This window comes from Streptomyces sp. NPDC096079, from assembly GCF_040303145.1.
Lineage (GTDB): Bacteria > Actinomycetota > Actinomycetes > Streptomycetales > Streptomycetaceae > Streptomyces.
In genome coordinates this window covers 304099-326842 of the sequence record NZ_JBEOST010000005.1, presented here as the reverse complement: position 1 = coordinate 326842, position 22744 = coordinate 304099, and the positions used below count along the sequence as shown (strand labels likewise).

Sequence of the window (22744 nt, the reverse complement as noted above, 5' to 3'; positions counted from 1 at the left end):
TGTCCGTGTCCTAGGCGAGCGGGTCGGCGCGTCGGGAGCGGCGGCGGCGTACCAGCACCGTGGCCGCGAGGCCCAGCGCCACCAGCCCCGCGCCCGCCGTCATCGTGCCGCCCCTCGCGGCCTCGGGCGCCGGCGCGGACACCTCGTACCCCCCGGCCGCCCCCTTCCGCGCGTACGCGGAGCCCGGCAGCTTGTCGCCGTACGCCCGGGCGACCCGCTCCCGGTACGCCGCGAGGGTCGTCCCGTCGCGGCCGACGGCGCGTACCGCGTCCTCGTCCAGCGGCAGCACCTTCGTGCCCTTCTGGACGTACCACGCGTCGATCTGCGGCTCGCGGAAGACGAGACCGCCGCCGCCCTGCTCGGCGTAGCGGATCTCGTCGTCGCCGGTGGCGATGTTCACCACCTGCCAGCCGCCCGGCTGCTTCACCGTCCACAGCGAGGCCTTCTGTCCGTCCGAGGCGACGGCCCTGCTCGCGCGGAACTCGACGCGGGCGACCGGCGCACCGGGCTTTCCGGCGACGAAGTCCGGGGAGAGGATCCGTACCGGCACGGAGGCGCCTTCGACGCGCGGCGCGGCCGCCGTGCGGGCGAGGGCGCCGTCGCGGGCGAAGAACCGGGACAGGGTGTCCAGGGTCTGCGGCGCGGAGGCGGCCTTCTCGGGGGTCGGTGCGGGCGGGAGCCCCTCGGCGGCGGACGCCGGGAGCGCCCCGAGGGCGACGAGCGTGGTCAGCAGGCCGATCGCGGCGGCGGTCCGTGGGGTCCTCATCGTCGTCACGCCCCGATCCGGTAGAGCGAGTGGGTCCAGGAGAACGAGCTGTTGTCGACGTACCAGGCGTGCGAGGCCCAGTTGTAGCGGTCGCTGGAGGGCCAGGGGTCGCCCCAGTAGACCCAGCTGTCGGCGTCGTCGTAGCCGTAGATCACGTGCATGTGGCCGCCGCCGCTCGACCACTGGATGCGCGTCTCCACGGGCCGGTCGGCGTTGATCTCGGTCTGGACGGTCGAGTAGCGCAGCCAGCCGTCGACGTACGAGCCGGGGCTGATGCCGGCCCAGCTCAGTCCGGTCTGGACGTTGCCGAGCGTGGCCTGCCAGTTGGGGCAGTCGTAGCCCTGCCGGCGGTCGAAGGCGGCGTTGCAGAACTGGTTCTGGCTGTAGTTCCGGCCGTACCAGGTGGCGATGGTGTTGCCGCTGGCCGCCCAGCACCAGTTGGTCTTCTGCTGGGCCTGCATGGTGATGTTCAGGCGCTTGGAGGCGAGGGCGGAGTCCGCGCCGGCGGGCGCGGGGACGGCGACGGGTGCGGCGGGCGCCGCGGTGGCGGTGGCGGCGGTCGTGGGGACGAGGAAGAGGGCGGCAGCGGCGAGTGCCGCGAGCTTCGTCTTGCTTCTGCGCATCGCGTTCCTCCCAGGGGTGGGGGGGTGGGGATGTGGGGGGTGGAGGATCGCGTCCGGACGCTGGTCAGGAGCATCGGCCGTTGTCCGGAACGGGTCAACACGCTTCAATGCGGGGTGACATCGGACTGTGAACGGTGTGACCCGGGTGTGAACGGACACCCACGGCCCACCTGCCCGCGCTCCCCACGCGGCACGACGGTCCGTGCCCCCACCGTGAACGTTCACTGAGGAGTCCTCGTGAGCCCCACCGAGGCCGATCTGGCGCAGTTGCTGCACACCGGTCCCTTCCATCTGGCGCTGCGCACCGCGCTGGCCGTGCGCGGGCTGCCGCTCCAGCGGGTCCAGCACCATCTCGCGCACCGGGGCGTCAAGGTCGGGGTGACGAGCCTGAGCTACTGGCAGCAGGGCGCCCGCCGTCCGCAGCGGCCGGAGTCGCTGAAGGCCGTCCGGGCCCTGGAGGAGGTGCTCCAGCTGCCCGGGAACTCACTGCTGCGGCTGCTGACGGGAGACACCGCCCGTTCCGATGTGGAGCGCCCGGCGGGCCGCTCGTACCGCTCGCTCGTGGAGGCCTCCGGCTCGGTCGAGGAACTGCTCGCGGAGCTGGAGTCCCCGGCGGACGGCGGGCTGCACACGGTGGGGCACCACGAGCGGGTGCGGATCGGGGCGGCGCGGGAGCTGGTGGGGCGGGAGTCGCAGCACGTGGTGCGGGCGCACCGGGACGGTGTGGACCGCTACCTCGCCATCCACCACGGGGACCCGGGCTGCGACCCGTCCCGGGTGGTGGTGCGGGCGGTGGAGAACTGCCGGACGGGGCGGGTGCGGTGGCACGCGGGGACGGGCGTGCTGGTCGCTGAGCTGCTCTTCGACGCGCGGCTGCGGGCCGGGGACACGTACCTGTTCTCGTACGGCTTCGAGGACGGTACGGCGGGGCCGAGCGGGGAGTACGTGCGCGGGTTCAGCTTCGGGGGCGGACAGTACGTGCTCCAGGTCCGCTTCGACGAGGCGGCGCTCCCGGTGCGGTGCCGGAGGTTCGCGCAGGCCTCGGCGGGGGCGCCGCGCGGCGGCCGCGCGGAGCTGACCCTGAGCGGCCGGCACCGCACGGTGCACGTCGTGGAGCAGGGGGTACGCCCGGGGATCCTGGGGATCGACTGGGACTGGGCGTGAGGCGTGGGGAACCGGGGGCGGGCCCTGAGGACCCGGGCGGCGCACGTCCGTCTGAGGGGAACCGGGGGCGGGCCCTGAGGACCCGGGCGGCGCACGTCCGTCTCAGGGACCCTGGGGCGGGCCCTGAGGACCCGGGCCTGGGCCCCGGAGCGAGGCCTCAGGCCTTGGGGGCCGCCGCCTCGGGGCCTGCGACCAGCTTGCCGTCCTCGACGCGGATCGGGACCTCGGGGAGCGGGACGGTGGCGGGGCCGTGGAGCGCCTTGCCGGTCGTCACGTCGAAGCGGCTCCCGTGGCAGGGGCAGTTGCCCTCGTTCTCCTCGACCTTGTCGAGGACGCAGCCGGCGTGGGTGCACTGGGCGCTGAAGGCCTTGTACTGGCCCTTGGCCGGGCAGCTGACGACGAGCCGCTGCTCGCGGTAGAGCTTGGAGCCGCCGACCGGGACCTCGTCGGGGGCGCCGAGCGCGACGGGGGCGGTCGGGGTCGGGACCTGGGCGTGGCCGAGCTTGGACTCGGTGGAGCAGGCGGCGACGCCCAGCCCTGCGGCTCCGGCGAGCGCCGCGCCCTTCAGTACGGTGCGGCGGCTGGACTGGCCGGACATGAGCGCTCCACGGTGAGATCGGGGACAAGACACCCCAGGGGTGACCGAACCGACGATACCGGCGGCCCCTCCCGCGCCTTCGGGCGGGCCCGGAGCCTCGCACGGGCCCCTCGCGCGGGTGCCGGGCAGGGCCCCCGTCGGGGGCCCTGCCGGGACCTCACGCCTTGCGGGTCCGGGCCGTGGCCTTCTTGGCGGTGGCCTTGGCCGCGGTGGCCCGCTTCGCCGTCGCCTTCGTGGCCGTCGCCTCGGTGGCGGCCTGCTTCGTGACGGCCTTCTTCGCGGCGGCCTTCCTGGCCGGGGCCTTCGCCGCCTTCCTGGTGCCGCGCGCCGCCGGAATCGTCCCGGCGGCGTCGCTGATCCGCTCGGCGCCGAGGATCTCGCGGAGGAACTTGCCGGTGTGGCTCGCCGGGACCGAGGCGACCTCCTCGGGGGTGCCCTCGGCGACCACCAGACCGCCGCCGCTGCCGCCTTCGGGGCCCATGTCCACGACCCAGTCCGCGGTCTTGATGACATCGAGGTTGTGCTCGATGACGATCACCGAGTTGCCCTTGTCGACCAGGTTGGACAGGACCTTGATCAGCTTCGAGATGTCCTCGAAGTGGAGGCCCGTGGTCGGCTCGTCGAGCACGTAGACCGTGCGGCCCGTCGAGCGCTTCTGGAGCTCGGAGGCGAGCTTGACGCGCTGCGCCTCGCCGCCGGAGAGCGTCGGCGCCGACTGGCCGAGGCGGACGTATCCGAGTCCGACCTCGTTGAGCGTGCGCAGGTGCCGGGCGATGGTCGGGACGGCCTCGAAGAAGTCGAGGGCCTCCTCGATCGGCATGTTCAGGACTTCGGCGATGGACTTGCCCTTGTAGTGGACCTCCAGGGTCTCCCGGTTGTACCGGTCGCCGTGGCAGACCTCGCACGGGACGTAGACGTCCGGGAGGAAGTTCATCTCGATCTTGATCGTGCCGTCGCCGGAGCAGTTCTCGCAGCGGCCGCCCTTGACGTTGAAGGAGAAGCGGCCGGGCAGGTAGCCCCGGACCTTGGCCTCCATCGTCTCCGCGAAGAGCTTGCGGACGTGGTCGAAGACGCCGGTGTACGTCGCCGGGTTCGACCGCGGGGTGCGGCCGATCGGGGACTGGTCGACGTGCACGACCTTGTCGACGAGGTCGTCGCCGTCCACGCGCGTGTGGCGTCCGGGCACCGACTTGGCGCCGTTCAGCTCGCGCGCCAGGTGCGTGTAGAGGATGTCGTTGACCAGGGTCGACTTGCCGGAGCCGGAGACTCCGGTGACCGCGGTGAGGACGCCCAGCGGGAAGGAGACGTCGATGTCCCGCAGGTTGTTCTCGCGGGCCCCGTGCACGGTCAGCCGGCGGCCGGGGTCGACCGGGCGCCGGATGTCCGGGGTGGCGATCACCCTGCGGCCGGACAGGTACTGCCCGGTCATCGACTCCTCGTTGGCGAGGAGCTCCTTCAGGGAGCCGGAGTGGACGACCTTGCCGCCGTGCTCGCCGGCGCCCGGGCCGATGTCGACGACCCAGTCGGCGACCTTGATGGTGTCCTCGTCGTGCTCGACGACGATGAGCGTGTTGCCCATGTCCCGGAGCCGGACCAGCGTCTCGATCAGCCGGTGGTTGTCGCGCTGGTGGAGACCGATGGACGGCTCGTCGAGCACGTAGAGCACGCCGACCAGGCCGGAGCCGATCTGGGTGGCGAGCCGGATGCGCTGGGCCTCGCCGCCGGAGAGGGTGCCCGCCGCCCGGTTGAGCGAGAGGTAGTCGAGGCCGACGTCGACGAGGAAGCGCAGTCGCTCGTTGACCTCCTTGAGGACCCGCTCGGCGATCTTCTTGTCCCGGGCGTTGAGCGTGAGGCGGGAGAGGAACTCGGCGCAGTCGCTGATCGACATCGCGGAGACCTCGGCGATGGACCGGTCCATGACCGTGACCGCGAGGACGATCGGCTTGAGGCGGGTGCCCTCGCAGGTGGGGCAGGGCACCTCGCGCATGTAGCCCTCGAAGCGCTCGCGGCTGGAGTCGCTCTCCGCCTCGGTGTGCCGCCGCTTCACGAAGGAGACGGCGCCCTCGAAGGCCGGGGTGGTGTACGCCCGCTCGCGTCCGTACCGGTTCCGGTAGCGGACCTCGACCTGGGTCTTGTGGCCGTGCATCAGGGCCTTCTTGGCGCGCTGCGGCAGTCCGGCGTACGGGATGTCCGTGCGGAAGCCGAGGGCCTGGGAGAGTCCGCCGATGAGCCGGCCGAAGTACTCCTTGGTGTGGCCGTGCGACCAGGGGTGGATGGCGCCCTCGTCGAGGGACTTGTCCTCGTCGGGGACGATCAGCTCCGGGTCGACCTCCATGCGCGTGCCGATGCCGGTGCAGTCCGGGCAGGCGCCGAAGGGCGAGTTGAAGGAGAAGGAGCGGGGCTCCAGCTCCTCGAACGACAGGTCGTCGTACGGGCAGTAGAGGTGCTCCGAGTACATCTTCTCGCGCTCGGGGTCGTCCTCCGCGAGGTCGACGAAGTCGAGCACGACCATGCCGCCGGAGAGCCCGAGCGCGGTCTCGACGGAGTCGGTGAGCCGGCGCTTGGCGCTGTCCTTCACGGTGAGGCGGTCGACGACCACCTCGATCGTGTGCTTCTCCTGCTTCTTCAGCGTCGGCGGCTCGCTGAGCTGGATCGTCTGGCCGTCGACCCGGGCGCGGCTGTAGCCCTTGGTCTGGAGGTCGGCGAAGAGGTCGACGAACTCGCCCTTGCGCTCGCGCACGAGCGGGGAGAGCACCTGGAAGCGGCTGCCCTCGGGGAGCTCCAGGACCTTGTCGACGATGGCCTGCGGCGACTGGCGGGAGATGGGGCGGCGGCACTCGGGACAGTGCGGCTTGCCGATGCGGGCGAAGAGCAGGCGGAGGTAGTCGTAGACCTCCGTGATGGTGCCGACCGTCGAGCGCGGGTTGCGCGAGGTCGACTTCTGGTCGATGGAGACGGCGGGCGAGAGGCCCTCGATGAAGTCGACGTCCGGCTTGTCCATCTGGCCGAGGAACTGCCGGGCGTACGAGGAGAGCGACTCGACGTACCGGCGCTGCCCCTCGGCGAAGATCGTGTCGAACGCGAGGGAGGACTTGCCCGACCCCGAGAGCCCGGTGAAGACGATGAGGGAGTCACGCGGGAGGTCGAGCGAGACGTTCTTGAGGTTGTGCTCGCGAGCGCCACGGACGATGAGACGGTCGGCCACGCCGGTCCGCACCTTTCTTGAGAGAGCGGATGTCCTGACACACCCAACAACCAAGGATGCCGGATGCTTCCGTCGAGCCTATAGCACGCACATTCGATTTCCGTCCGTCCCGAGACCGCTTCACCCGAACGAGTGGCGGCGCGGGAGCCCTCGGGACCCCTCGGGCCCGGGGGCTCTGGCCCGACGGGCCCGGCACCCCCTAGGGTCGGCGCCATGATCGACCACGAACTCGACCTTGCTTCCGTGCGTGAGGCGACCGACCGTCTCCTCGCCGCAGTCGCCTCCTGGGACAACGCGGCGGCGGCCGAGCCGTCACGGCTTCCCGGCTGGACCCGCGGCCATGTGCTCGCCCACGTGGCCCGCAACGCCGACGCCCTGGTGAACGTCCTCCAGGGCCTTCCCATGTACGCCGACGCCGCCACCCGCGACGCCGACATCGCGCGCGACGCCGGCCGCCCGCTCGACGTCCACCTCGCCGACCTGCGCGGGAGCGGCGACCGCTTCCAGGCCGTCGGCGCCGAGCCGGCCGACTGGAGCCGCACGGTCGAACTCCGCAACGGGGTCACCGACAGCGCCTCGCGGATCCCGTTCCGCCGCTGGGTGGAGGTGGCGCTGCACCACGTCGACCTCGGCGTCGGCTACGAGCTGGAGGACCTGCCCGAGGAGTTCGTCCGCCGCGAGATCGACTTCCTGACGGAGCGGTTCACGGGCAACGCGGCCGTGCCGCCGGTCCGGGTCCTGGCCGAGGACGGCACCGGCAGCTGGACCACCGGCTCCGCCGAGGGCTCCGGGGTGACCGTCAGCGGTTCCTCCCCCGAGCTCCTCGGCTGGCTCGCGGGCCGTCGCGACGGCTCCGCCCTGAAGACCGAGGGCGGCCCCCTGCCGGAGCTTCCGCCGCTGTAGCCGCCACCGTCACCCCTCGGGGCTAGTCTGAGGCCATGACGTACAGCGGAGTGGTGAAGGTCGGCGGACCGGCGGACGTGCACGAGCTGACGGACCTGATGATCTCGAAGGTCGCGGTCGGCCCGATGGACAACAACGCGTATCTGCTGCGCTGCCGGGCGACCGGCGAGCAGCTGCTGATCGACGCGGCGAACGAGGCCGGGACGCTCCTCACGCTGATCGGTGACGACGGCATCACGGCCGTCGTCACCACCCACCGGCACGGCGACCACTGGCAGGCCCTGGAGGAGGTCGTCGCCGCCACCGGCGCCCGGACGTACGCGGGCGCGTACGACGCGGAGGGCATCCCCGTCCCCACCGACGTGCCCGTCGAGGACGGCGACACGATCCGGGTGGGCCGGGTCGAGCTGACCGCGCGCCGCCTGGTCGGGCACACCCCCGGCTCGATCGCCCTGGTCTACGACGACCCGCACGGCCACCCCCACGTCTTCACCGGCGACTGCCTCTTCCCGGGCGGCGTGGGCAACACCTGGAAGGACCCGGAGGCCTTCGCGAGCCTGATCCACGACGTGGAGACCAAGCTCTTCGCGGTCCTCCCCGACGAGTCCTGGATCTACCCCGGCCACGGCAAGGACACCACGCTCGGTGACGAGCGCCCGCAGCTGGCGGCCTGGCGCGAGCGCGGCTGGTGATCCCCGGCGCGCACCCTGCGAGCTGCGCGCCTCCGCACGCCCCCGTAACCCGGACGGCGGCGGGGTAGTTGGCGCCACATGCGCCAAAGTCACCCTCCGTCGCCGTCCCCGACGCGCTCCACCCCTTCGATGGCTCGGCTCGCCGCGGCCTCGCTCGTCGGCACCGCCATCGAGTTCTTCGACTTCTTCGTCTACGGGACCGCCGCCGCCCTCGTCCTCGGGCCGCTCTTCTTCCCCACCTTCTCGCCGCTCGTCGGCACCCTGGCCGCCTTCGGCACCTTCGCCGCCGGATTCCTCGCCCGCCCCCTGGGCTCGATGCTCTTCGGTCACGTCGGCGACCGGTACGGCCGGCGACCGGTCCTCTTCGCCTCGCTGCTCCTGACCGGCTGCGCCACGGTCGCGGTCGGCTTCGTCCCCACGTACGCGACGCTCGGCATCGCCGCCCCCGTACTCCTGCTCACGCTCCGCTTCCTGCAGGGGCTCGGACTGGGCGGCGAGTGGGGCGGGGCGGTCCTCCTCACCGCCGAGCACGCCCCCGCGCACCGGCGCGCGCTGTGGTCGAGCTTCCCCCAGATCGGGCCGTCGATCGGCTTCCTCCTGGCGAACGGCGTGATGCTGGCGCTCACCGCCGGACTGAGCGACGCGGAGTTCCGCGCCTGGGGCTGGCGGGTGCCGTTCTGGGCGGCGGGGGTACTGGCGCTGGCCGGGCTGCTGCTGCGCTCCTCGCTCGCGGAGACCCCCCAGTTCGAGGAGCTGTCCGCCGCCGGGCGCCGCGCGGGCGCCCCGCTGGCCGAGGTGGTCCGCGACCACTGGCGGCTCCTGCTGCTGACGGCCGGGGCGCTGGCCGTCGGGTACGCCGTCTTCTACACGGTCTCCACCTGGGCGCTGGCCTACGGCACCGAGCGGCTCGGGGTGAGCAGCACCGTGATGCTGGGCTGTGTGATGGCGGCGGTGGCGGTCATGGGGGTGGCGACCCCGTTCGTCGCCCTCCTGGGCGACCGCTGGGGCCGCCGTCCGCTCTGCCTGGCGGGATGCGCGGCCTCCGCGCTCTGGATGTTCCCGATGGTGGCCCTGCTGCACACCGCCCGGCCGCCGCTGATGTTCCTCGGGTTCCTGGGCGCGCTGCTGGCCTTCATCACGATGTTCGCGGTGATCGCCGCGTACCTCCCGGAGCTGTACGAGCCCCGGGTCCGCTGCACCGGTGCCGCGGTCGGCTACAACCTGGCGGGGGTCCTGGGCGGCGCGCTGACGCCCCTCGTCGCCACGGCGCTGTCCGAGGGCGGCTCCGGCCCGCCCTGGGGCGTCGCGGCGTACCTCACCCTGGTCGCCCTGGTGAGCCTCGGCTGCTTCGCCCTGCTCCCCGAGACCCTGCCGGGCCGGGCCGAGCGGCCGGCACCGGAGCCGGCGGCCGTCTGAGACCGCCGCGGCCCCCGGGGGTCCGCGCACGGCCTCCCGGGTCCCCGTACGGCGACGGCCGACCGGTGGGGATCCGGTCGGCCGTCGGTGTGCGGAAGGCGCGTCAGGCCTCGACGCTGTCCTTCGGGGTCTCCTCCGGGGCGGCCGGGGTCGCGGCCGCCTCGCGCTGCGCCTGCTTCCTGGAGGCGATCAGGCTGGTGATGGTCGTGATGACCAGGACACCGCCGATGAACGCCAGCGAGAACGGGATGGTGATCTCCGGGACGTGCACCCCGGACTCGTGCAGCGCGTGCAGCACGAGCTTCACGCCGATGAAGCCGAGGATCACCGACAGGCCGTAGCTGAGGTGGACCAGCTTCTTGAGCAGGCCGCCGATCAGGAAGTACAGCTGCCGCAGACCCATGAGGGCGAAGGCGTTGGCCGTGAAGACGATGTACGGGTCCTGGGTGAGGCCGAAGATCGCCGGGATGGAGTCGAGGGCGAAGAGGATGTCGGTGGTGCCGATGGCCAGCATGACGACCATCAGCGGGGTCATGATCCGCTTGCCGTTGTTGACGATGAAGAGCTTGGTGCCGTGGTAGCGGTCGGCGACGCCGAACCTCTTCTCGGCCATCTTGAGGAGACGGTTCTCCTCCCAGTCGTCCTCCTCCTCGTCGGAGCGCGCCTCCTGGATGAGCTTCCAGGCGGTGTAGATCAGGAACGCGCCGAAGATGTAGAACACCCAGGAGAAGCTCGCGATGATCGCGGCGCCCGCGGCGATGAAGATCGTGCGGAGCACCAGGGCGATCACCACGCCCACGAGGAGCACGCGCTGCTGGAGGTGCGAGGGGACCGCGAACTTCGCCATGATCAGGACGAAGACGAAGAGGTTGTCGACGCTGAGCGACTTCTCGGTGACGTAGCCCGCGAAGAACTCGCCCGACGCCTGGCTGTTGCCGAACACCAGCAGGCCGAGTCCGAAGAGCACGGCCAGCACGATCCAGACGACCGTCCAGATTCCGGCTTCCTTGACCGACACGTCATGGGGCTTGCGCCCGATGAAGAAGTCGGCACCGATCAGGGCAGCGAGACCGAGAATGGTCACTACCCACAGGGTGATTGAAACGTCCACTGCGCCTCCGGCGTCGTACGGCTACTGATCAGCGTCGTCGCTGCCGGAGGTCTCTTCCACCCGGGCGACGGACGGGCCGCCGGGCCGACGCCCCGGGATCGGATCGATGATGATCCGTCCGTATTGACGGGTACGCCGCGCAATGGGGAGTACTCCCCTCCGCACCAAGAAGACTACCCGAAAGACCAAGAGAAGGTAAAGAGAAGGGTAAAGAGCCTCCAAAACCCCAGGTCAGAGAGGCTTTGCCGAACGAGCGGCCGCCACCTGGCCCAGCACCTGGCGAAGGACCGAGCTGCCCGGCGGAAGCAGCGGCGGCTCGTACGACCAGGCGTGCCCGACCCAGGGATCGGCCAGGTGGTCGTCGGGCACGGGAGTGAGCCGGAGCAGCGAACGCCACAGCGGGTCCAGCAGCGGCCCGTACGCCGACGCGTCCTCCCGGTCCGCGACCATCAGCAGATGCACGCCGACCGACGGGCCCTCGTCCGCGAGGTAACGCAGCCGGGTGACGGCCCGGTCGTCGAAGCCGTGCGGGAAGTCGTGCACGACCAGGAGCTGCCGGGCCGCGTCCAGGCCCGGCGGCAGCGCGTCCGCCGCGCCGCCCCGCACGGCCATCTGCAGCAGGTCGACCCGCTCCGTCAGCTGCTCCAGGACGGCCGAGACGCCGGCGGCTCCCCGGGCGGGCGGGGCGACGACCCCCGTGTCCACGAGCGGTGCGAGGGCCGCGGCGCCCGCGCCGGCCGCGTCGGCCACGTGCACGGTGAACTCGCCGGCCGGATGCGCCGCGACGAGCCGCGCCGCGTGCGCCACCGCGCAGTCCAGGGCGAGCCGCCGCAGCTCCACCTCGTCCAGCAGCGCGGCCGCCTCCGAGCGGCCGCGGCCGGAGTCCACCCACAGCCCGCGCTCCAGCGGCAGCCGGACGAGCATGGGGATCCGCAGGTCGGACCGCTCGGGAAGGTGGAGGTCGCCGAGCCGGACGGCCATCGGCTCCTCGTCGGGGACGCGGTACGCGTGCCAGACGGGGTTGTCCCAGCGGGCGTAGGCGACGGGCAGCGCCGGCTCGACCACCTCGGACTCGGCGGCGAGCTGGGCGAGGTCCCGGTCCAGGACCTGCCGGGCGCGCTCCACGAGCTCGTCGTGCCGGGCGCGCGCGGCGGCCCGCGCGGCGTCGTTCGTGCCGTCCGCGCGGGCGCGGTAGTCGGTGAGCGTCTCGTCGAGCTCCCGGTCGAGCCGGGACTCGGCGAAGTCGCAGGCGCTGCGATAGGCGGCGGCGGTACGGGCCAGGTCCTCGAACATGCCCCACACCTGGTTGTAGAGCCGCTCGTCCATGGACCAGCCCGAGGCGTCCCCGGCGACGGGCACGGGCGGCGCCTGCCGGGGCTCGGGAGCGGGGGCGGCGGCGGCCGCCCGGCGCCGTGGGTGGGCGTAGCTGATGGGCCCGCCGGAGCCGGCCGCGGCCCCGGCGACGGGCGCGGGGTCCGGTACGGGCGGGGGCGTCGGACCGGCGACGGGCGTGGGGTCCGGTACGGGCGGCGGCGTCGGCCCGGCGACGGGCGGGGGCGTCGGGTCCTGCCCAGGCGTGGGCGTCGGGTCCTGGGCGGGTGCCGTCGGCTGGTGGACGCGCTCCGTCTGGGGGACGCGGGCCGGCGGGGCCTCGACCGGCCGGTCCCGCTCGGGCGCCACGGCCGCCAGGATCGACCCGGCGAGGTCCGCGGCGCGCTCCAGGCCCTGGTCACCGAGCAGGGCGGCGAGCCCGCCCTCGTACCCCTGGCCCACGGCACGGACCTTCCAGGCGCCCTGGCGGCGGTACAGCTCCAGGGCCACGACGGCGGACTCCCGGTCGAGGCCGGTGAGGGTGTAGCTGGCGATCTCGGTGCCGTCGGCGCCGACGACGGCGACGAACGGGGCGGCGAGGGCCCCGAAGCGGGCGCCGGCGGCGGTCAGCACGAGCAGGACCGAGATCCGGTGGACGGCGTCGGGGACCGCGTCCAGGTCGACGGCGAACCGGTGGTCGGCGGCGGCCCCGGCCGGCACCTCGACACCGGGGAGGGCGGGCGCGCCGGGGTGGGCGATCCACTCCGCGCCGGCGACCCGGCCCTGTTCGTCGCCGAGGGTGGCTCCGGCGAGGACGGGGGACCCGGCGGACACCCGGATCTCCAGTCGGGTCTCGGGCAGGGGGTGGTTCTGCCCACGGACCAGCTCGGCCGTCATCGTCTCTGTCCCCTCGGTGCTTCCTGGTGCGGTCACGTTCATGCGGACAGCTCCCGGTGGCCTGGTGCCTCCGGGAGCTGTGGGTGTGCCCTGACTGGCCCGTCTACAGGTGCGGCAGGATGGCCGGCATCAGGTCCTGGAAGGTGCGGCCGTTGGCCGGGTTGCCCAGGGCGGTCATCTGCCAGCCGGAGCCGACCCGGTGCACCTTCGCCATGATCTGCGCGGTGTAGTTGCCGCCGCCGTCGAGGGTGTAGCGCGCGAGCTCCTGCCCGTTCGACTCGTCGACGATCCGGCAGAAGGCGTTCTGCACCTCCTGGAACGTCTGGCCGGTGAAGGAGTTCACCGTGAAGACGATCTGGTCGATGTGGACCGGCACGCGCTCCAGGTCCACGAGGATCGCCTCGTCGTCGCCGCCCTGTCCCGCGCCGCCCACCAGGTTGTCACCGGTGTGCTTGACCGAGCCGTCGTCGCTGACCAGGTGACGGAAGAAGACCACGTCGACCGGCTGCTTCTCGGCGAAGAGGACGGCCGAGGCGTCCAGGTCGATCTCCCGGGTGCGCGAGCCGAAGAGGCCGCGGCGCGGCGCCGCCTGCCAGCCGAGACCCATCCGCACCTGGCTGAGGCTTCCCCCGCCCCTCTTCTCCAGGCTGATGGCCTGACCCTTGGTCATGTTGACCGACACGCGTTTGCCCCTCTCGTTGGCGTTTCCCCCGCGCCCGGTGTCCGGTGCGTGCGGTTGTCGAGCACCCTACGCAGCGGCACCGACACCGAGGAGACACGGTCCGGTTTTGTGTCGGTCTTGCAACACACCGGACCGCCCTCGCGCGCCTCGGATCAGGCGAGTCCCGCCTCCTTCATCTGGCGCAGCTCCTTCTTCAGCTCCCCCACCTCGTCGCGGAGCCGGGCCGCCACCTCGAACTGCAGCTCGGCGGCGGCGGCGCGCATCCGGTCGGTCATCTCCTCGATGATCGCGGCCAGTTCGGTGGCCGGCCGGTCGCCGAGCTCGACGGTGGACCCCGCCTTGCCGCCCTTGCCCCTGGCGGTGGGGCCGTGCGCGGCGAGCGAGGGCACGGGGGCCTTCGCGCCCTTGCCCTCCTTGCCCTGCCGGTAGCCGGTGCCGAGCAGTTCCTCGGTGTCGATCTCCTCGCGCGCGATGGTCGCGACGATGTCGTTGATCTTCTTGCGGAGCGGCTGCGGGTCGATGCCGTGCTCCGTGTTGTACGCGATCTGCTTCTCGCGGCGCCGGTTGGTCTCGTCGATGGCCTGCTCCATCGCCGGGGTGATCCGGTCCGCGTACATGTGGACCTGGCCGGACACGTTGCGCGCGGCGCGGCCGATGGTCTGGATGAGGGAGGTCCCGGAGCGCAGGAAGCCCTGCTTGTCGGCGTCGAGGATGGCGACGAGGGACACCTCGGGCAGGTCGAGGCCCTCCCGGAGGAGGTTGATGCCGACGAGGACGTCGTACTCTCCGGCGCGCAGTTCCCGGAGGAGCTCGATGCGGCGCAGGGTGTCGACGTCGCTGTGCAGATAGCGCACCTGGATGCCGAGCTCCAGGAAGTAGTCGGTGAGGTCCTCGGCCATCTTCTTGGTGAGCGTGGTGACGAGGACCCGCTCGTCGCGCTCGGCGCGCAGCCGGATCTCGTGGACGAGGTCGTCGATCTGTCCCTCGGTGGGCTTGACCACGACCTCGGGGTCGACCAGTCCGGTGGGGCGGATGATCTGCTCGACGAAGCCGTCGCCGCGCGAGAGTTCGTAGGTGCCGGGGGTCGCGGAGAGGTAGACGGTCTGGCCGATCCGCTCCTGGAACTCCTCCCACTTCAGCGGGCGGTTGTCGAGGGCGGAGGGGAGCCGGAAGCCGTGGTCGACCAGGGTTCGCTTGCGGGAGGCGTCACCCTCGTACATCGCGCCGATCTGCGGCACGGTGACGTGCGACTCGTCGATGACGAGGAGGAAGTCCTCGGGGAAGTAGTCGAGGAGGGTGTTGGGCGCGGAGCCGGGCTCGCGGCCGTCGAAGTGCATCGAGTAGTTCTCGATGCCGGAGCAGGAGCCGATCTGCCGCATCATCTCGATGTCGTACGTGGTGCGCATCCGCAGGCGCTGGGACTCCAGGTGCTTGCCCTGCTTGTCGAGCTCGGCGAGACGGACCTCCAGCTCGCGCTCGATGTCGTTGATCGCCCGCTCCATGCGCTCGGGGCCCGCGACGTAGTGGCTGGCGGGGAAGACGTACAGCTCGCGGTCCTCGCTGATGACCTCGCCGGTGAGCGGGTGGAGGGTGGAGAGGGCCTCGATCTCGTCGCCGAACATCTCGATGCGGACGGCGAGCTCCTCGTACACCGGGAAGATCTCGATGGTGTCGCCGCGCACCCGGAAGGTGCCGCGGGTGAACGCCAGGTCGTTCCGGGTGTACTGGATGTCGACGAAGCGGCGGAGCAGCTGGTCGCGGTCGATCTCCTCGCCGACCTTGAGGGGGACCATCCGGTCCACGTACTCCTGGGGCGTGCCGAGGCCGTAGATGCAGGAGACGGAGGCGACCACGACGACGTCCCGGCGGGTCAGCAGGGAGTTCGTCGCGGAGTGGCGCAGCCGCTCCACCTCCTCGTTGATGGAGGAGTCCTTCTCGATGTAGGTGTCCGACTGCGGGACGTACGCCTCGGGCTGGTAGTAGTCGTAGTACGAGACGAAGTACTCGACGGCGTTGTTCGGCAGGAGCTCGCGGAACTCGTTCGCCAGCTGGGCGGCCAGCGTCTTGTTCGGCGCCATCACCAGGGTGGGGCGCTGGAGCTTCTCGATCATCCACGCGGTGGTCGCCGACTTGCCGGTGCCGGTGGCACCGAGGAGCACGACGTCCTTCTCGCCCGCGCGGACGCGCCGCTCGAGGTCGGCGATGGCGGTCGGCTGGTCGCCGCTGGGCTTGTACTCACTGACGACCTCGAAGGGCGCCACCGAACGTTCGATCTTGGAAACGGGCCGCATGGAACCACCGTACGACCCGGCACTGACAGTCGGGCGGTGATCGGCTCACCGCCCGCTCTCCGTCCGGCCCGTCACCAGTCCTGGGAGCGGTGTCCGCCGCGCGGGACGCTCCTGCGGGCGGCCCGTCCGCCGGCCCGTCCCGCGGGGCGCCCGGCGGGGCGTGAGGTCCAGTTGGCGGGCTCTCCGTAGGACGGTACGTGGCGCGGGGCGGGCACGCCGGGGCGGTGCGGGGCCCGGGCGGCGGGCCGCTGCCAGTCCGGGTCGCCCATCACGAGCAGCGGGTCGAACATGACGACGACGGCGGCCAGGATCAGGAAGACCGCCGGGCCGATCAGCATGGGCAGGAGCAGGGAGGTGGCGGTGTCCCCGGTCCCGGAGCGGGCCCCGGTCCCGTGCAGGTGGACGCTGACGGCGGCCATGGCGGTGTAGTGCATGCCGCTCACGGCGCCGCCCATCACCAGGCTCGCGCCGAGACTGGCCAGGAAACCGTGGACGGAGACGGCCGCCCAGAGGGCCGCCGTGGCGGCCACGACGGCGATGACCACGGAGAGGGCGACGGTGAGCGTGTCGTACTCGATCCGGCCCTGCAGACGCATCCCGGCCATGCCGAGGTAGTGCATGGTGGCGACGCCGAGGCCGGTGATGGTGCCGCCGGTGACCAGGGTGAGGGCGGTCGCCCCGCGGTAGCCGACGATGAAGATGCCGATGCCGACCATGAGGACGGCGACGCCGAGGCTGGCGAAGGTGAGGGGGCGGTCGTACTCGACGGGCGCCTGCTGGACGGAGAAGCCCATCATCGCGATGAAGTGCATCGTCCAGATGCCGGTGCCGATCGAGGTGGCGCCGAGGGCGAGCCAGCCCGCCTTGAAGGTGTCCCGGTGACGGAGCGATCTCGTGGTGCACCTCAGTCCGAGGGCGCCGCCGAGGCAGGCCATGAGAAAGGCGGCCACGGGCGTGACGAGCCCGTAGCTGAATCCGTCGACCGTGCCCTGCATGAGCGTGTGTCCTCCACCCGTGGTGCAACGTCGTCCGAAAACAGTCGGTACCGCTGGGTAGTACTACCGGGGCGAGATTATGGCGCGCGGGGGGCGCGGCGACCATGTGACCGGGGAATTTCCATGCGCGAGACCGGAGCGAGACCGCGCCGTGACCTCGGTGACGGTTCCGCCCGCGGTGATCGGCGGCCCCCGGCCGTTGGCCGGGGGCCGTCCCAGGGCCGCGTTGTCGGTGGCGGGTCGTACCGTGGGCGGCATGGACATCGACACGGGGGCGGAAGCGGGGGCGGCGGGGCCCGAGCGGGCCGGCGCGGTGGAGTGGACGGTCGTGGGGAGCGCCATCGGACCGCTCTTCCTCGCCGCGACCGGGCGCGGTCTCGTGCAGGTCGGGTTCCACGCCGATCCGGCCCGGCGGGAGCGGATGCTCGACCGGCTGGCGGGACAGCTCGGCGCGGAGCCGGTGGAGAGCGCCTCGGGGCGGCTCGCGGAGGTGATACGGCGGCTCGACCGGTACTTCGCGGGCGAGCCGGACGCTCTCGACCTCCCGCTGGACTGGTCCCTGACGACGGGCTTCAACCGGCAGGTGCTGCGCGAACTGGCGGCGGGCGTGCCGTACGGCACGGTCGTGGGGTACGGGGAGCTGGCGCGGCGCGTGGGGCAGCCGGGCGCGGCGCAGGCGGTCGGGGCGGCGATGGGCGCCAATCCGCTGCCGGTGGTGGTGCCGTGCCACCGGGTGGTGGAGAGCGACGGAGGCCTCGGCGGCTTCGGGGGCGGTCTGGAGACGAAGAGACAGCTGCTGGCCCTGGAGGGCGTGCTGCCCGCGCCGCTCTTCTGAGCGCCCCGCGGCGCGCGCTTCCGCGGGACGTCGGAGCAGGAGGCGGCGTTCCCATCAGATGGGACGGCTGGCACACTCACGTAAGTGACACATACCCCCAGTGCCCCTGACGCCACCGTGCCCGGCCACATAGCGGCCCCCGTCACCCCCGCCGAGCTGCCCGCACTGCGCCGGCGCGTCCAGGCCGGGCTGATCGCCACCCAGATCCTGGGAGGCCTCGGCATCGCCATCGGCTTCGCCCTCGCCGCCGTCCTGGCGAGGGACGTGAGCGGCACCGAGGCACTGTCCGGTCTCGCGTCCACGGCGTCGGTGGCCGGTTCCGCCCTGCTGGCCATGCCTCTGGCCACCCTGATGACCCGGCGGGGGCGCCGGGTGGGCCTCGTCCTGGCGTATCTCCTCGCGGCCGCGGGCGCGGGAGTGGTGGTGCTCGGCGCGGTCCTCGGGAACTTCCCCCTCCTGCTCGTCGGGCTCCTCGGCTTCGGCGCCGGTTCCTCGGCGAACCTCGCGGCCCGCTTCGCCGCCGCCGACCTGGCCGAGCCGGACCGCAGGGCGCGGGCCATCTCCACGGTGGTCTGGGCGACCACGATCGGCGCGGTGCTGGGTCCGAACGTGGCGGCGCCCGCCGGGAAGAGCGTCTCGGGCCTCGGCATCCCCGCCGCCGCAGGCCCGTTCGTCTGGGCCGCGGGCGTCTTCGTGCTCGCCGCCGCCGTGGTGGCCGTGCTGCTGCGCCCGGACCCGCTGCTCACGGCCCGCGCGCTGGACGCCGCCGCGGGCGAGGCGCCGGAGGGCCGCTCCCTGCGGGCCGGTCTCGACGCCGTACGGAAGTCCCCGCGGGCCCGGATCGCGCTGGTCACCATCGCCGGCTCGCACACCGCCATGGTCTCGATCATGTCGATGACCCCGGTGGCGCTCACCCATCACGGCGCCGACATCCAGCTGGTCGGACTCGTGATCAGCGGGCACATCACGGGGATGTACGCCTTCTCGCCCCTGATGGGCTGGCTGTCCGACCGTCTCGGCCGGCTCGCGGTGATCGGGCTGGCGGTGGGGCTGATCGGCACGGCGGCGCTCATCGCGGGCACGGCGGGACCGTCCCACGGCCGCACCGCCCTGGGTCTCTTCGTCCTCGGCCTCGGCTGGTCGGCGGGCCTCGTCTCGGGTTCGGCGCTGCTCACCGACTCGGTGCCGCAGGCCGCACGGGCCGCCGTCCAGGGGCTCTCCGACTTCGTGATGAACACCGCCGCCGGGGTCGGAGGCCTCGCGGCGGGCCTGATCGTCGCGCAGGCGGGCTACGGCCCGCTGAACGCGATCGCCGCGTGCCTGCTCCTGCCCATGGCGGCACTCGCCCTCCGGGGCGCCCTCCGGAAGGCCTGACCGGACGGGACGGACGCGCCCTCCGAAGGCCTGACCGGACGGGACGGACGCGCCCGGAACGCCCGGTCAGGCCCCGCCGGGATCAGCGTGGTGCCGCCGGGGACGAGGCTCCGGCGGCCAGCCGCGAGGGGGCGCCGGTCCCGTCGGCCGGCACCGACCAGACCGCGCCCCCGTACCCGTAAGCGAGGGTGTGCTCGTCCGTCCACAGCGCCTGGTCGTCGATGCCGCGCCGCTCGGCGACGGGGTGCTCGCGTCCGGTGGCCAGGTCGTACACGTACAGCCGCCAGGGTTCGCGCGGTCCGTCCGACACGCGCTTCTTGAAGGCGATCCGCGTTCCGTCCGGGGAGAGCGAGGGGCATTCGACGTTCTCCCGCAGGGCGCGGGCCGACCAGTTCCGCATGTCACCCTCCACGAGACGGGTGCGGCCGCCCGTCGAGACCGTGGCGTAGAAGCGGTTGTCGTCGGAGGCGAAGCTGACGCCCCAGTAGTTGACGTCGGGGGCGTGGTGACGGCGGCCGTCGAGGGTGAGCGGGATCTGCTCGATGTTCTTCACCAGATAGCCGGTGCGCAGGTCGAGGATCGAGGTGCGGGTGGAGAAGGCCGAGCGGGCGTAGGAGTCGCCGGTGGCGAACATCGTCCAGGACAGCATGCGCCCCGAGGCGGAGACCCTGGCCCGGCTGGGGATGCCCGGCAGGCCGATGCGGCGCACCTCCCGCAGCCGCCGGTCGAGCACGAGGACGTACGAGCGGGCGGGGACGCCCGGCCGCCGCTGGAGGCAGAGCGCCGTGCCCCCGGCGGCGTGGAAGCGGTCGCAGGAGGGGCCGCCGGTCACCCGGCCGCCGGGCGCGGCGGGGTCCACGCGTGCGACGCGCCCGCTCGCGGTGTCCCGGACGTAGAGCGCCCCGGTCGCGCCGTCGAGGGTGAAGCCGGGGTCGGCGGTCCCGGCGGTGGCGGTCCGCCCGGAGGCGGCCCGCAGGGTGTAGGCGGTGGCTCCGCCGCCGAGCAGCAGGAGGGCGAGGACGAGGATCGCCGCACGCGCGCGCGTGGAGACGGTGGTGTTCATGTCCGTTTCCCTTCGGGGTTCGGCCCGGTCGGCAGCAGCCGGGCGGCGGCGCACAGGGCCGCCGCGAGGACCAGGAGCGCCGCCACGAGGGCCGTCTCCGGTCCGCTCGCCGTCCAGACGGCGCCGAAGGCGACGGCGGCGCCGAGCCGGGCGAGTGCCTGCGCGGTCTGGACGACGGCCAGGCCGCCGCCCTCACGTCCCTCGGCGAGGAACGGTCCGGCGAGGGCCATGAGGACGCCGTCGGTCGCGGCGTAGAAGACCCCGAGCAGCACCAGGACGCCCACGAGGGCCGCCGGGCCCGGCACTGGGGCCAGGAGCAGCCCGTAGGCGAGGAGCAGGGCCCCGTGCCCGTACAGGAACGGCCCGCGGCGCCCGAGGCGGTCGGCGAGGCGGCCCGCGGGGACGGCGAGCAGCAGATAGACGCCGGCCGCGCCGAGCGGCAGGAACGGGAACCAGGTGGGGTCGAACGCGAGGCGTCGCTGGAGCAGCAGGTAGAGGAAGGAGTCGCCGACGGTGGCGGCGCCGAGGAGGGCGGCGCAGAGCACGATCCGGCGGTACCCGGGCGAGCTCCGAAGGGCCGCGAGCAGCGACCCGCGCGCGCGTGGCGCTCCCGTCGGCCCCGGCGGGACGGGCCGGTCGCGGCGGCCGGGGACGAACAGCACCCACAGCAGCACGCCGAACGCGCCCGCGCAGAAGCTGACGGCGAAGACGGCCTCGTACGCGTCGGCCGTGGCCCACAGCAGCGCGAAGGCGGCGAGGGGTCCGAGGAGGGCGCCGGTGGTGTCCATGGCGCGGTGGGTGCCGAAGGCGCGGCCCAGGTCCTCGGGCGGGCTGTGCAGGACGATGAGGGCGTCGCGCGGGGCGGTGCGGACGCCCTTGCCCAGCTTGTCGGCGGCGAGCGCCCCGGCGATCCAGCCGGTCGCCCCGCCCGCGAGGAGGAGGCCGAGCCGGGAGCAGGCCGAGAGGGTGTAGCCGAGTCCGCCGACCTGTTTGTGGCGGCCGCCGCGGTCCGCGGTGGCGCCGCCGAGGAGCCGTACGAGCGCGGTGGCGCCGGTGGAGAGCCCGTCGAGGAGACCGAACTGCAGCGGGGAGAGGCCGAGTCCGAGGACCAGGTAGAGCGGCAGGACGGCGGTCACCATCTCGGAGGAGACGTCGGTGACGAGGCTGACCGTGCCGAGGGCGAGGACGGTGCCCGGGACGCGCCGCCGGACCCCCGAGGGGGTGGGCGGCGCGTCGCGGCGACCGGTGGTCGCGAGGTACATCAGTGGCAGGTGTAGGTCGGGCCGGAGTCCTTGACCTGGTCGTCGGTGCCGACGTACTGCCAGGTGTAGGTGGTGTCGGTGAGGTCCAGCTTCAGGACGCCGTAGGTGCCGCTGATCCGCTTCTGGCTGTTGGGCTGGACGGTCTCGATGTCGTAGGGCTCGGCGCCGCCCATGCCGCCGACGATCTCGACGATGCCGTCGGCGGTGGCCCGCCCGCTCGGGTCCTGCGGGGCGAAGCGCTCGTAGTGGTGGTCGTGCCCGTTGAGGACGAGGTCGGCCTTGGCCCCGTAGAGGATCTGCCAGACGGGCTTGGAGACGGGGTCGTTGCCGTGGCCGCCGGAGGAGTACAGCGGGTGGTGGAAGTAGGCGGCGACGCAGCCCTTGGTGTTGCGCGCGAGGTCGTCCTTCAGCCACTGGATCTGCGCGGCGTCGTCGAAGGAGTTGGAGTCGAGGGCGACGAAGTGCCAGTTGCCCTGGTCGTAGCTGTAGTAGGACTTGCCCTGCGGGTAGGCGATCGCCCCGAAGTACGACTTGTAGCCGGCGAGCGGTCCCGCCGGGTCGTAGGTCTCGTGGTTGCCGGGGACGGGCCGGGTCTTCGCCTTGAAGGCGCCCCAGCTCTTGTCGTAGTAGGCGCGGAAGTCGGAGAGCAGGGCGTCGTCGTACTGGTTGTCGCCCATCGTCAGGTAGAAGGACGGCGCGATCCGCTGGGCCAGGGCCGCGGTCTTGGGGTGGGCGCAGGAGCTGCTGGAGGCGGTGCACTGGGCGGCGATGTCGCCGGCGGCGACGACGGTGAAGGCGCCGCCGGGCGTGGGAGTGGTGGAGGTGGTGCCGTAGACCTCCACGGTGTAGAGCGAGTAGCCGTACGAGGTGCCGCGGGCGGTGCCGTAGACGCGCAGGTAGCGGCCGGTGCCGGTGAGTCCGGTCCAGTCGTCCGTGGCCCCGTTGCCCGCGGTCTCGGTGGCGAGCCGGGTCCAGGTGGTGCCGTCGGCGGAGATCTCGACGCGGTAGGCCTTGGCGTAGGCGGCCTCCCAGACGAGCTTGACGCGGGAGACGGTGGCCGAGGGGCCGAGGTCGACGCGGATCCACTGCGGGTCGGAGCCCTCGGCGCTGGCCCAGCGGGTGGTGGCGTTGCCGTCGAAGGCCTTCTCCGGGCCGAAGGTGCTGTCCTCGACGGAGGAGGAGGTGGCCGGCCTGCCCTGGGAGATCAGGGTGTCGGCGGCCGCTCCGGCGCGGTCGGGGAGGGCGAGCAGGAGTCCGCCGACGAGCAGCAGCACGGCGGCGAGGACGAGGCGCGGGCGGTCGGTGGGGCGGGGTGGGGCGGAGGCGAACAGGCGCATACCTGGGCTCCCTGGCCTGAGGGGTCGGCGAGAGCTGGACACCGGTGCGGGGCACCACGGCCGCGCCGCCGACCGGGGCGCCCGTGCCCCGGGTGCGGGCACGGGCGACCGGCCGGGTGGCGATTCGGGCGCCACGCGGCGGGGTGGTGCTCGGCGGCCGGGTCAGAGCTCTCACTGAGCGCGTCACGCCCCGGGGGTGGGGCGCCGCGCCAAGCCGCT

18 protein-coding genes are annotated in these 22744 nt (G+C 72.9%); 6 read left to right on the top strand and 12 right to left on the bottom strand.

The window, feature by feature from the left end; all coding sequences use genetic code 11:
- Nucleotides 1-10 precede the first annotated feature (10 nt).
- Together ABTY59_RS13850 and ABTY59_RS13845 are read right to left on the bottom strand one after the other, a co-directional pair.
- The gene (locus tag ABTY59_RS13850) at nucleotides 11-775 is read right to left on the bottom strand and encodes a hypothetical protein (protein WP_502995363.1); all 765 of its coding nucleotides are present in this window, start codon (nucleotides 773-775) and stop codon (nucleotides 11-13) included.
- Nucleotides 772-1389, bottom strand: coding sequence for a papain-like cysteine protease family protein (locus ABTY59_RS13845; protein WP_352019129.1), 618 nt, complete (start codon nucleotides 1387-1389; stop codon nucleotides 772-774). The genes ABTY59_RS13850 and ABTY59_RS13845 overlap by 4 nt, the downstream gene beginning before the upstream one ends.
- 237 nt (nucleotides 1390-1626) lie before the next feature.
- On the opposite strand from ABTY59_RS13845, the gene ABTY59_RS13840 reads away from it, so the two are divergent.
- Complete coding sequence (locus ABTY59_RS13840) at nucleotides 1627-2553, top strand: hypothetical protein (RefSeq protein WP_352019128.1); 927 nt, start codon at nucleotides 1627-1629, stop codon at nucleotides 2551-2553.
- 157 nt (nucleotides 2554-2710) lie between these two features.
- On the opposite strand, the gene ABTY59_RS13835 is transcribed toward ABTY59_RS13840, so the two are convergent.
- On the bottom strand, nucleotides 2711-3151 hold the full coding sequence (locus ABTY59_RS13835; protein ID WP_352019127.1) for a Rieske (2Fe-2S) protein: 441 nt from the start codon (nucleotides 3149-3151) through the stop codon (nucleotides 2711-2713).
- A 157-nt stretch (nucleotides 3152-3308) separates the two neighbouring features.
- Entirely contained in the window at nucleotides 3309-6356 is a 3048-nt protein-coding gene (uvrA, locus tag ABTY59_RS13830; protein WP_352019126.1) for an excinuclease ABC subunit UvrA, read from the bottom strand.
- A 213-nt stretch (nucleotides 6357-6569) separates the two neighbouring features.
- Here uvrA and ABTY59_RS13825 point away from each other — a divergent pair, with 213 nt between their 5' ends.
- The 3 genes from ABTY59_RS13825 (at nucleotide 6570) to ABTY59_RS13815 (ending at nucleotide 9367) form a co-directional block, all read left to right on the top strand.
- The gene (locus ABTY59_RS13825; RefSeq protein ID WP_352019125.1) at nucleotides 6570-7259 is read left to right on the top strand and encodes a maleylpyruvate isomerase family mycothiol-dependent enzyme; all 690 of its coding nucleotides are present in this window, start codon (nucleotides 6570-6572) and stop codon (nucleotides 7257-7259) included.
- 35 nt (nucleotides 7260-7294) lie between these two features.
- Entirely contained in the window at nucleotides 7295-7951 is a 657-nt protein-coding gene (locus ABTY59_RS13820; RefSeq protein ID WP_352019124.1) for an MBL fold metallo-hydrolase, read from the top strand.
- Nucleotides 7952-8080: 129 nt separating this feature from the next.
- Complete coding sequence (locus ABTY59_RS13815) at nucleotides 8081-9367, top strand: MFS transporter (RefSeq protein WP_352019123.1); 1287 nt, start codon at nucleotides 8081-8083, stop codon at nucleotides 9365-9367.
- 103 nt (nucleotides 9368-9470) lie between these two features.
- Here the strand turns inward: ABTY59_RS13815 and ABTY59_RS13810 are convergent, their stop codons facing one another.
- The 5 genes from ABTY59_RS13810 to ABTY59_RS13790 all read right to left on the bottom strand — a co-directional run bounded on the left by ABTY59_RS13810 (nucleotide 9471) and on the right by ABTY59_RS13790 (nucleotide 16654).
- Nucleotides 9471-10478, bottom strand: coding sequence for a TerC family protein (locus ABTY59_RS13810; RefSeq protein ID WP_352019122.1), 1008 nt, complete (start codon nucleotides 10476-10478; stop codon nucleotides 9471-9473).
- 231 nt (nucleotides 10479-10709) lie between these two features.
- Nucleotides 10710-12686 (bottom strand): TerD family protein, encoded by a 1977-nt coding sequence (locus ABTY59_RS13805; protein ID WP_352019218.1) that lies wholly within the window; start codon nucleotides 12684-12686, stop codon nucleotides 10710-10712.
- Nucleotides 12687-12789: 103 nt separating this feature from the next.
- On the bottom strand, nucleotides 12790-13368 hold the full coding sequence (locus ABTY59_RS13800) for a TerD family protein (protein WP_352019121.1): 579 nt from the start codon (nucleotides 13366-13368) through the stop codon (nucleotides 12790-12792).
- A 152-nt stretch (nucleotides 13369-13520) separates the two neighbouring features.
- Nucleotides 13521-15659, bottom strand: coding sequence for an excinuclease ABC subunit UvrB (gene uvrB, locus ABTY59_RS13795; protein WP_352019120.1), 2139 nt, complete (start codon nucleotides 15657-15659; stop codon nucleotides 13521-13523).
- Nucleotides 15660-15730: 71 nt separating this feature from the next.
- Nucleotides 15731-16654 (bottom strand): MHYT domain-containing protein, encoded by a 924-nt coding sequence (locus ABTY59_RS13790; RefSeq protein ID WP_352019119.1) that lies wholly within the window; start codon nucleotides 16652-16654, stop codon nucleotides 15731-15733.
- A 256-nt stretch (nucleotides 16655-16910) separates the two neighbouring features.
- Here ABTY59_RS13790 and ABTY59_RS13785 point away from each other — a divergent pair, with 256 nt between their 5' ends.
- Together ABTY59_RS13785 and ABTY59_RS13780 are read left to right on the top strand one after the other, a co-directional pair.
- Nucleotides 16911-17489, top strand: a complete 579-nt coding sequence (locus tag ABTY59_RS13785; RefSeq protein WP_352019118.1) for a methylated-DNA--[protein]-cysteine S-methyltransferase — start codon at nucleotides 16911-16913, stop codon at nucleotides 17487-17489.
- An 84-nt stretch (nucleotides 17490-17573) separates the two neighbouring features.
- Complete coding sequence (locus ABTY59_RS13780; protein ID WP_352019117.1) at nucleotides 17574-18863, top strand: MFS transporter; 1290 nt, start codon at nucleotides 17574-17576, stop codon at nucleotides 18861-18863.
- An 82-nt stretch (nucleotides 18864-18945) separates the two neighbouring features.
- On the opposite strand, the gene ABTY59_RS13775 is transcribed toward ABTY59_RS13780, so the two are convergent.
- The 3 genes from ABTY59_RS13775 to ABTY59_RS13765 are packed head-to-tail and all read right to left on the bottom strand — an operon-like array spanning nucleotide 18946 to nucleotide 22525.
- A complete protein-coding gene (locus ABTY59_RS13775; protein ID WP_352019116.1) occupies nucleotides 18946-19926 on the bottom strand; it encodes a hypothetical protein in 981 nt (326 codons plus the stop codon).
- The gene (locus ABTY59_RS13770) at nucleotides 19923-21188 is read right to left on the bottom strand and encodes an MFS transporter (protein ID WP_352019115.1); all 1266 of its coding nucleotides are present in this window, start codon (nucleotides 21186-21188) and stop codon (nucleotides 19923-19925) included. The genes ABTY59_RS13775 and ABTY59_RS13770 overlap by 4 nt, the downstream gene beginning before the upstream one ends.
- A complete protein-coding gene (locus ABTY59_RS13765; protein ID WP_352019114.1) occupies nucleotides 21188-22525 on the bottom strand; it encodes a discoidin domain-containing protein in 1338 nt (445 codons plus the stop codon). The genes ABTY59_RS13770 and ABTY59_RS13765 overlap by 1 nt, the downstream gene beginning before the upstream one ends.
- Nucleotides 22526-22744: the final 219 nt, after the last annotated feature.

What these genes read in the sequence shown, in the direction of transcription:
- ABTY59_RS13845 (WP_352019129.1), bottom strand. Translation starts at nt 1,389, where the DNA reads ATGCGCAGAAGCAAGACGAAGCTCGCGGCACTCGCCGCTGCCGCCCTC.
- ABTY59_RS13790 (WP_352019119.1), bottom strand. Translation starts at nt 16,654, where the DNA reads ATGCAGGGCACGGTCGACGGATTCAGCTACGGGCTCGTCACGCCCGTG.
- ABTY59_RS13775 (WP_352019116.1), bottom strand. Translation starts at nt 19,926, where the DNA reads ATGAACACCACCGTCTCCACGCGCGCGCGTGCGGCGATCCTCGTCCTC.
- ABTY59_RS13825 (WP_352019125.1), top strand. Translation starts at nt 6,570, where the DNA reads ATGATCGACCACGAACTCGACCTTGCTTCCGTGCGTGAGGCGACCGAC.
- ABTY59_RS13765 (WP_352019114.1), bottom strand. Translation starts at nt 22,525, where the DNA reads ATGCGCCTGTTCGCCTCCGCCCCACCCCGCCCCACCGACCGCCCGCGC.
- uvrB (WP_352019120.1), bottom strand. Translation starts at nt 15,659, where the DNA reads ATGCGGCCCGTTTCCAAGATCGAACGTTCGGTGGCGCCCTTCGAGGTC.
- ABTY59_RS13835 (WP_352019127.1), bottom strand. Translation starts at nt 3,151, where the DNA reads ATGTCCGGCCAGTCCAGCCGCCGCACCGTACTGAAGGGCGCGGCGCTC.
- ABTY59_RS13785 (WP_352019118.1), top strand. Translation starts at nt 16,911, where the DNA reads ATGGACATCGACACGGGGGCGGAAGCGGGGGCGGCGGGGCCCGAGCGG.
- ABTY59_RS13820 (WP_352019124.1), top strand. Translation starts at nt 7,295, where the DNA reads ATGACGTACAGCGGAGTGGTGAAGGTCGGCGGACCGGCGGACGTGCAC.
- ABTY59_RS13815 (WP_352019123.1), top strand. Translation starts at nt 8,081, where the DNA reads ATGGCTCGGCTCGCCGCGGCCTCGCTCGTCGGCACCGCCATCGAGTTC.
- ABTY59_RS13805 (WP_352019218.1), bottom strand. Translation starts at nt 12,686, where the DNA reads ATGACGGCCGAGCTGGTCCGTGGGCAGAACCACCCCCTGCCCGAGACC.
- ABTY59_RS13770 (WP_352019115.1), bottom strand. Translation starts at nt 21,188, where the DNA reads ATGTACCTCGCGACCACCGGTCGCCGCGACGCGCCGCCCACCCCCTCG.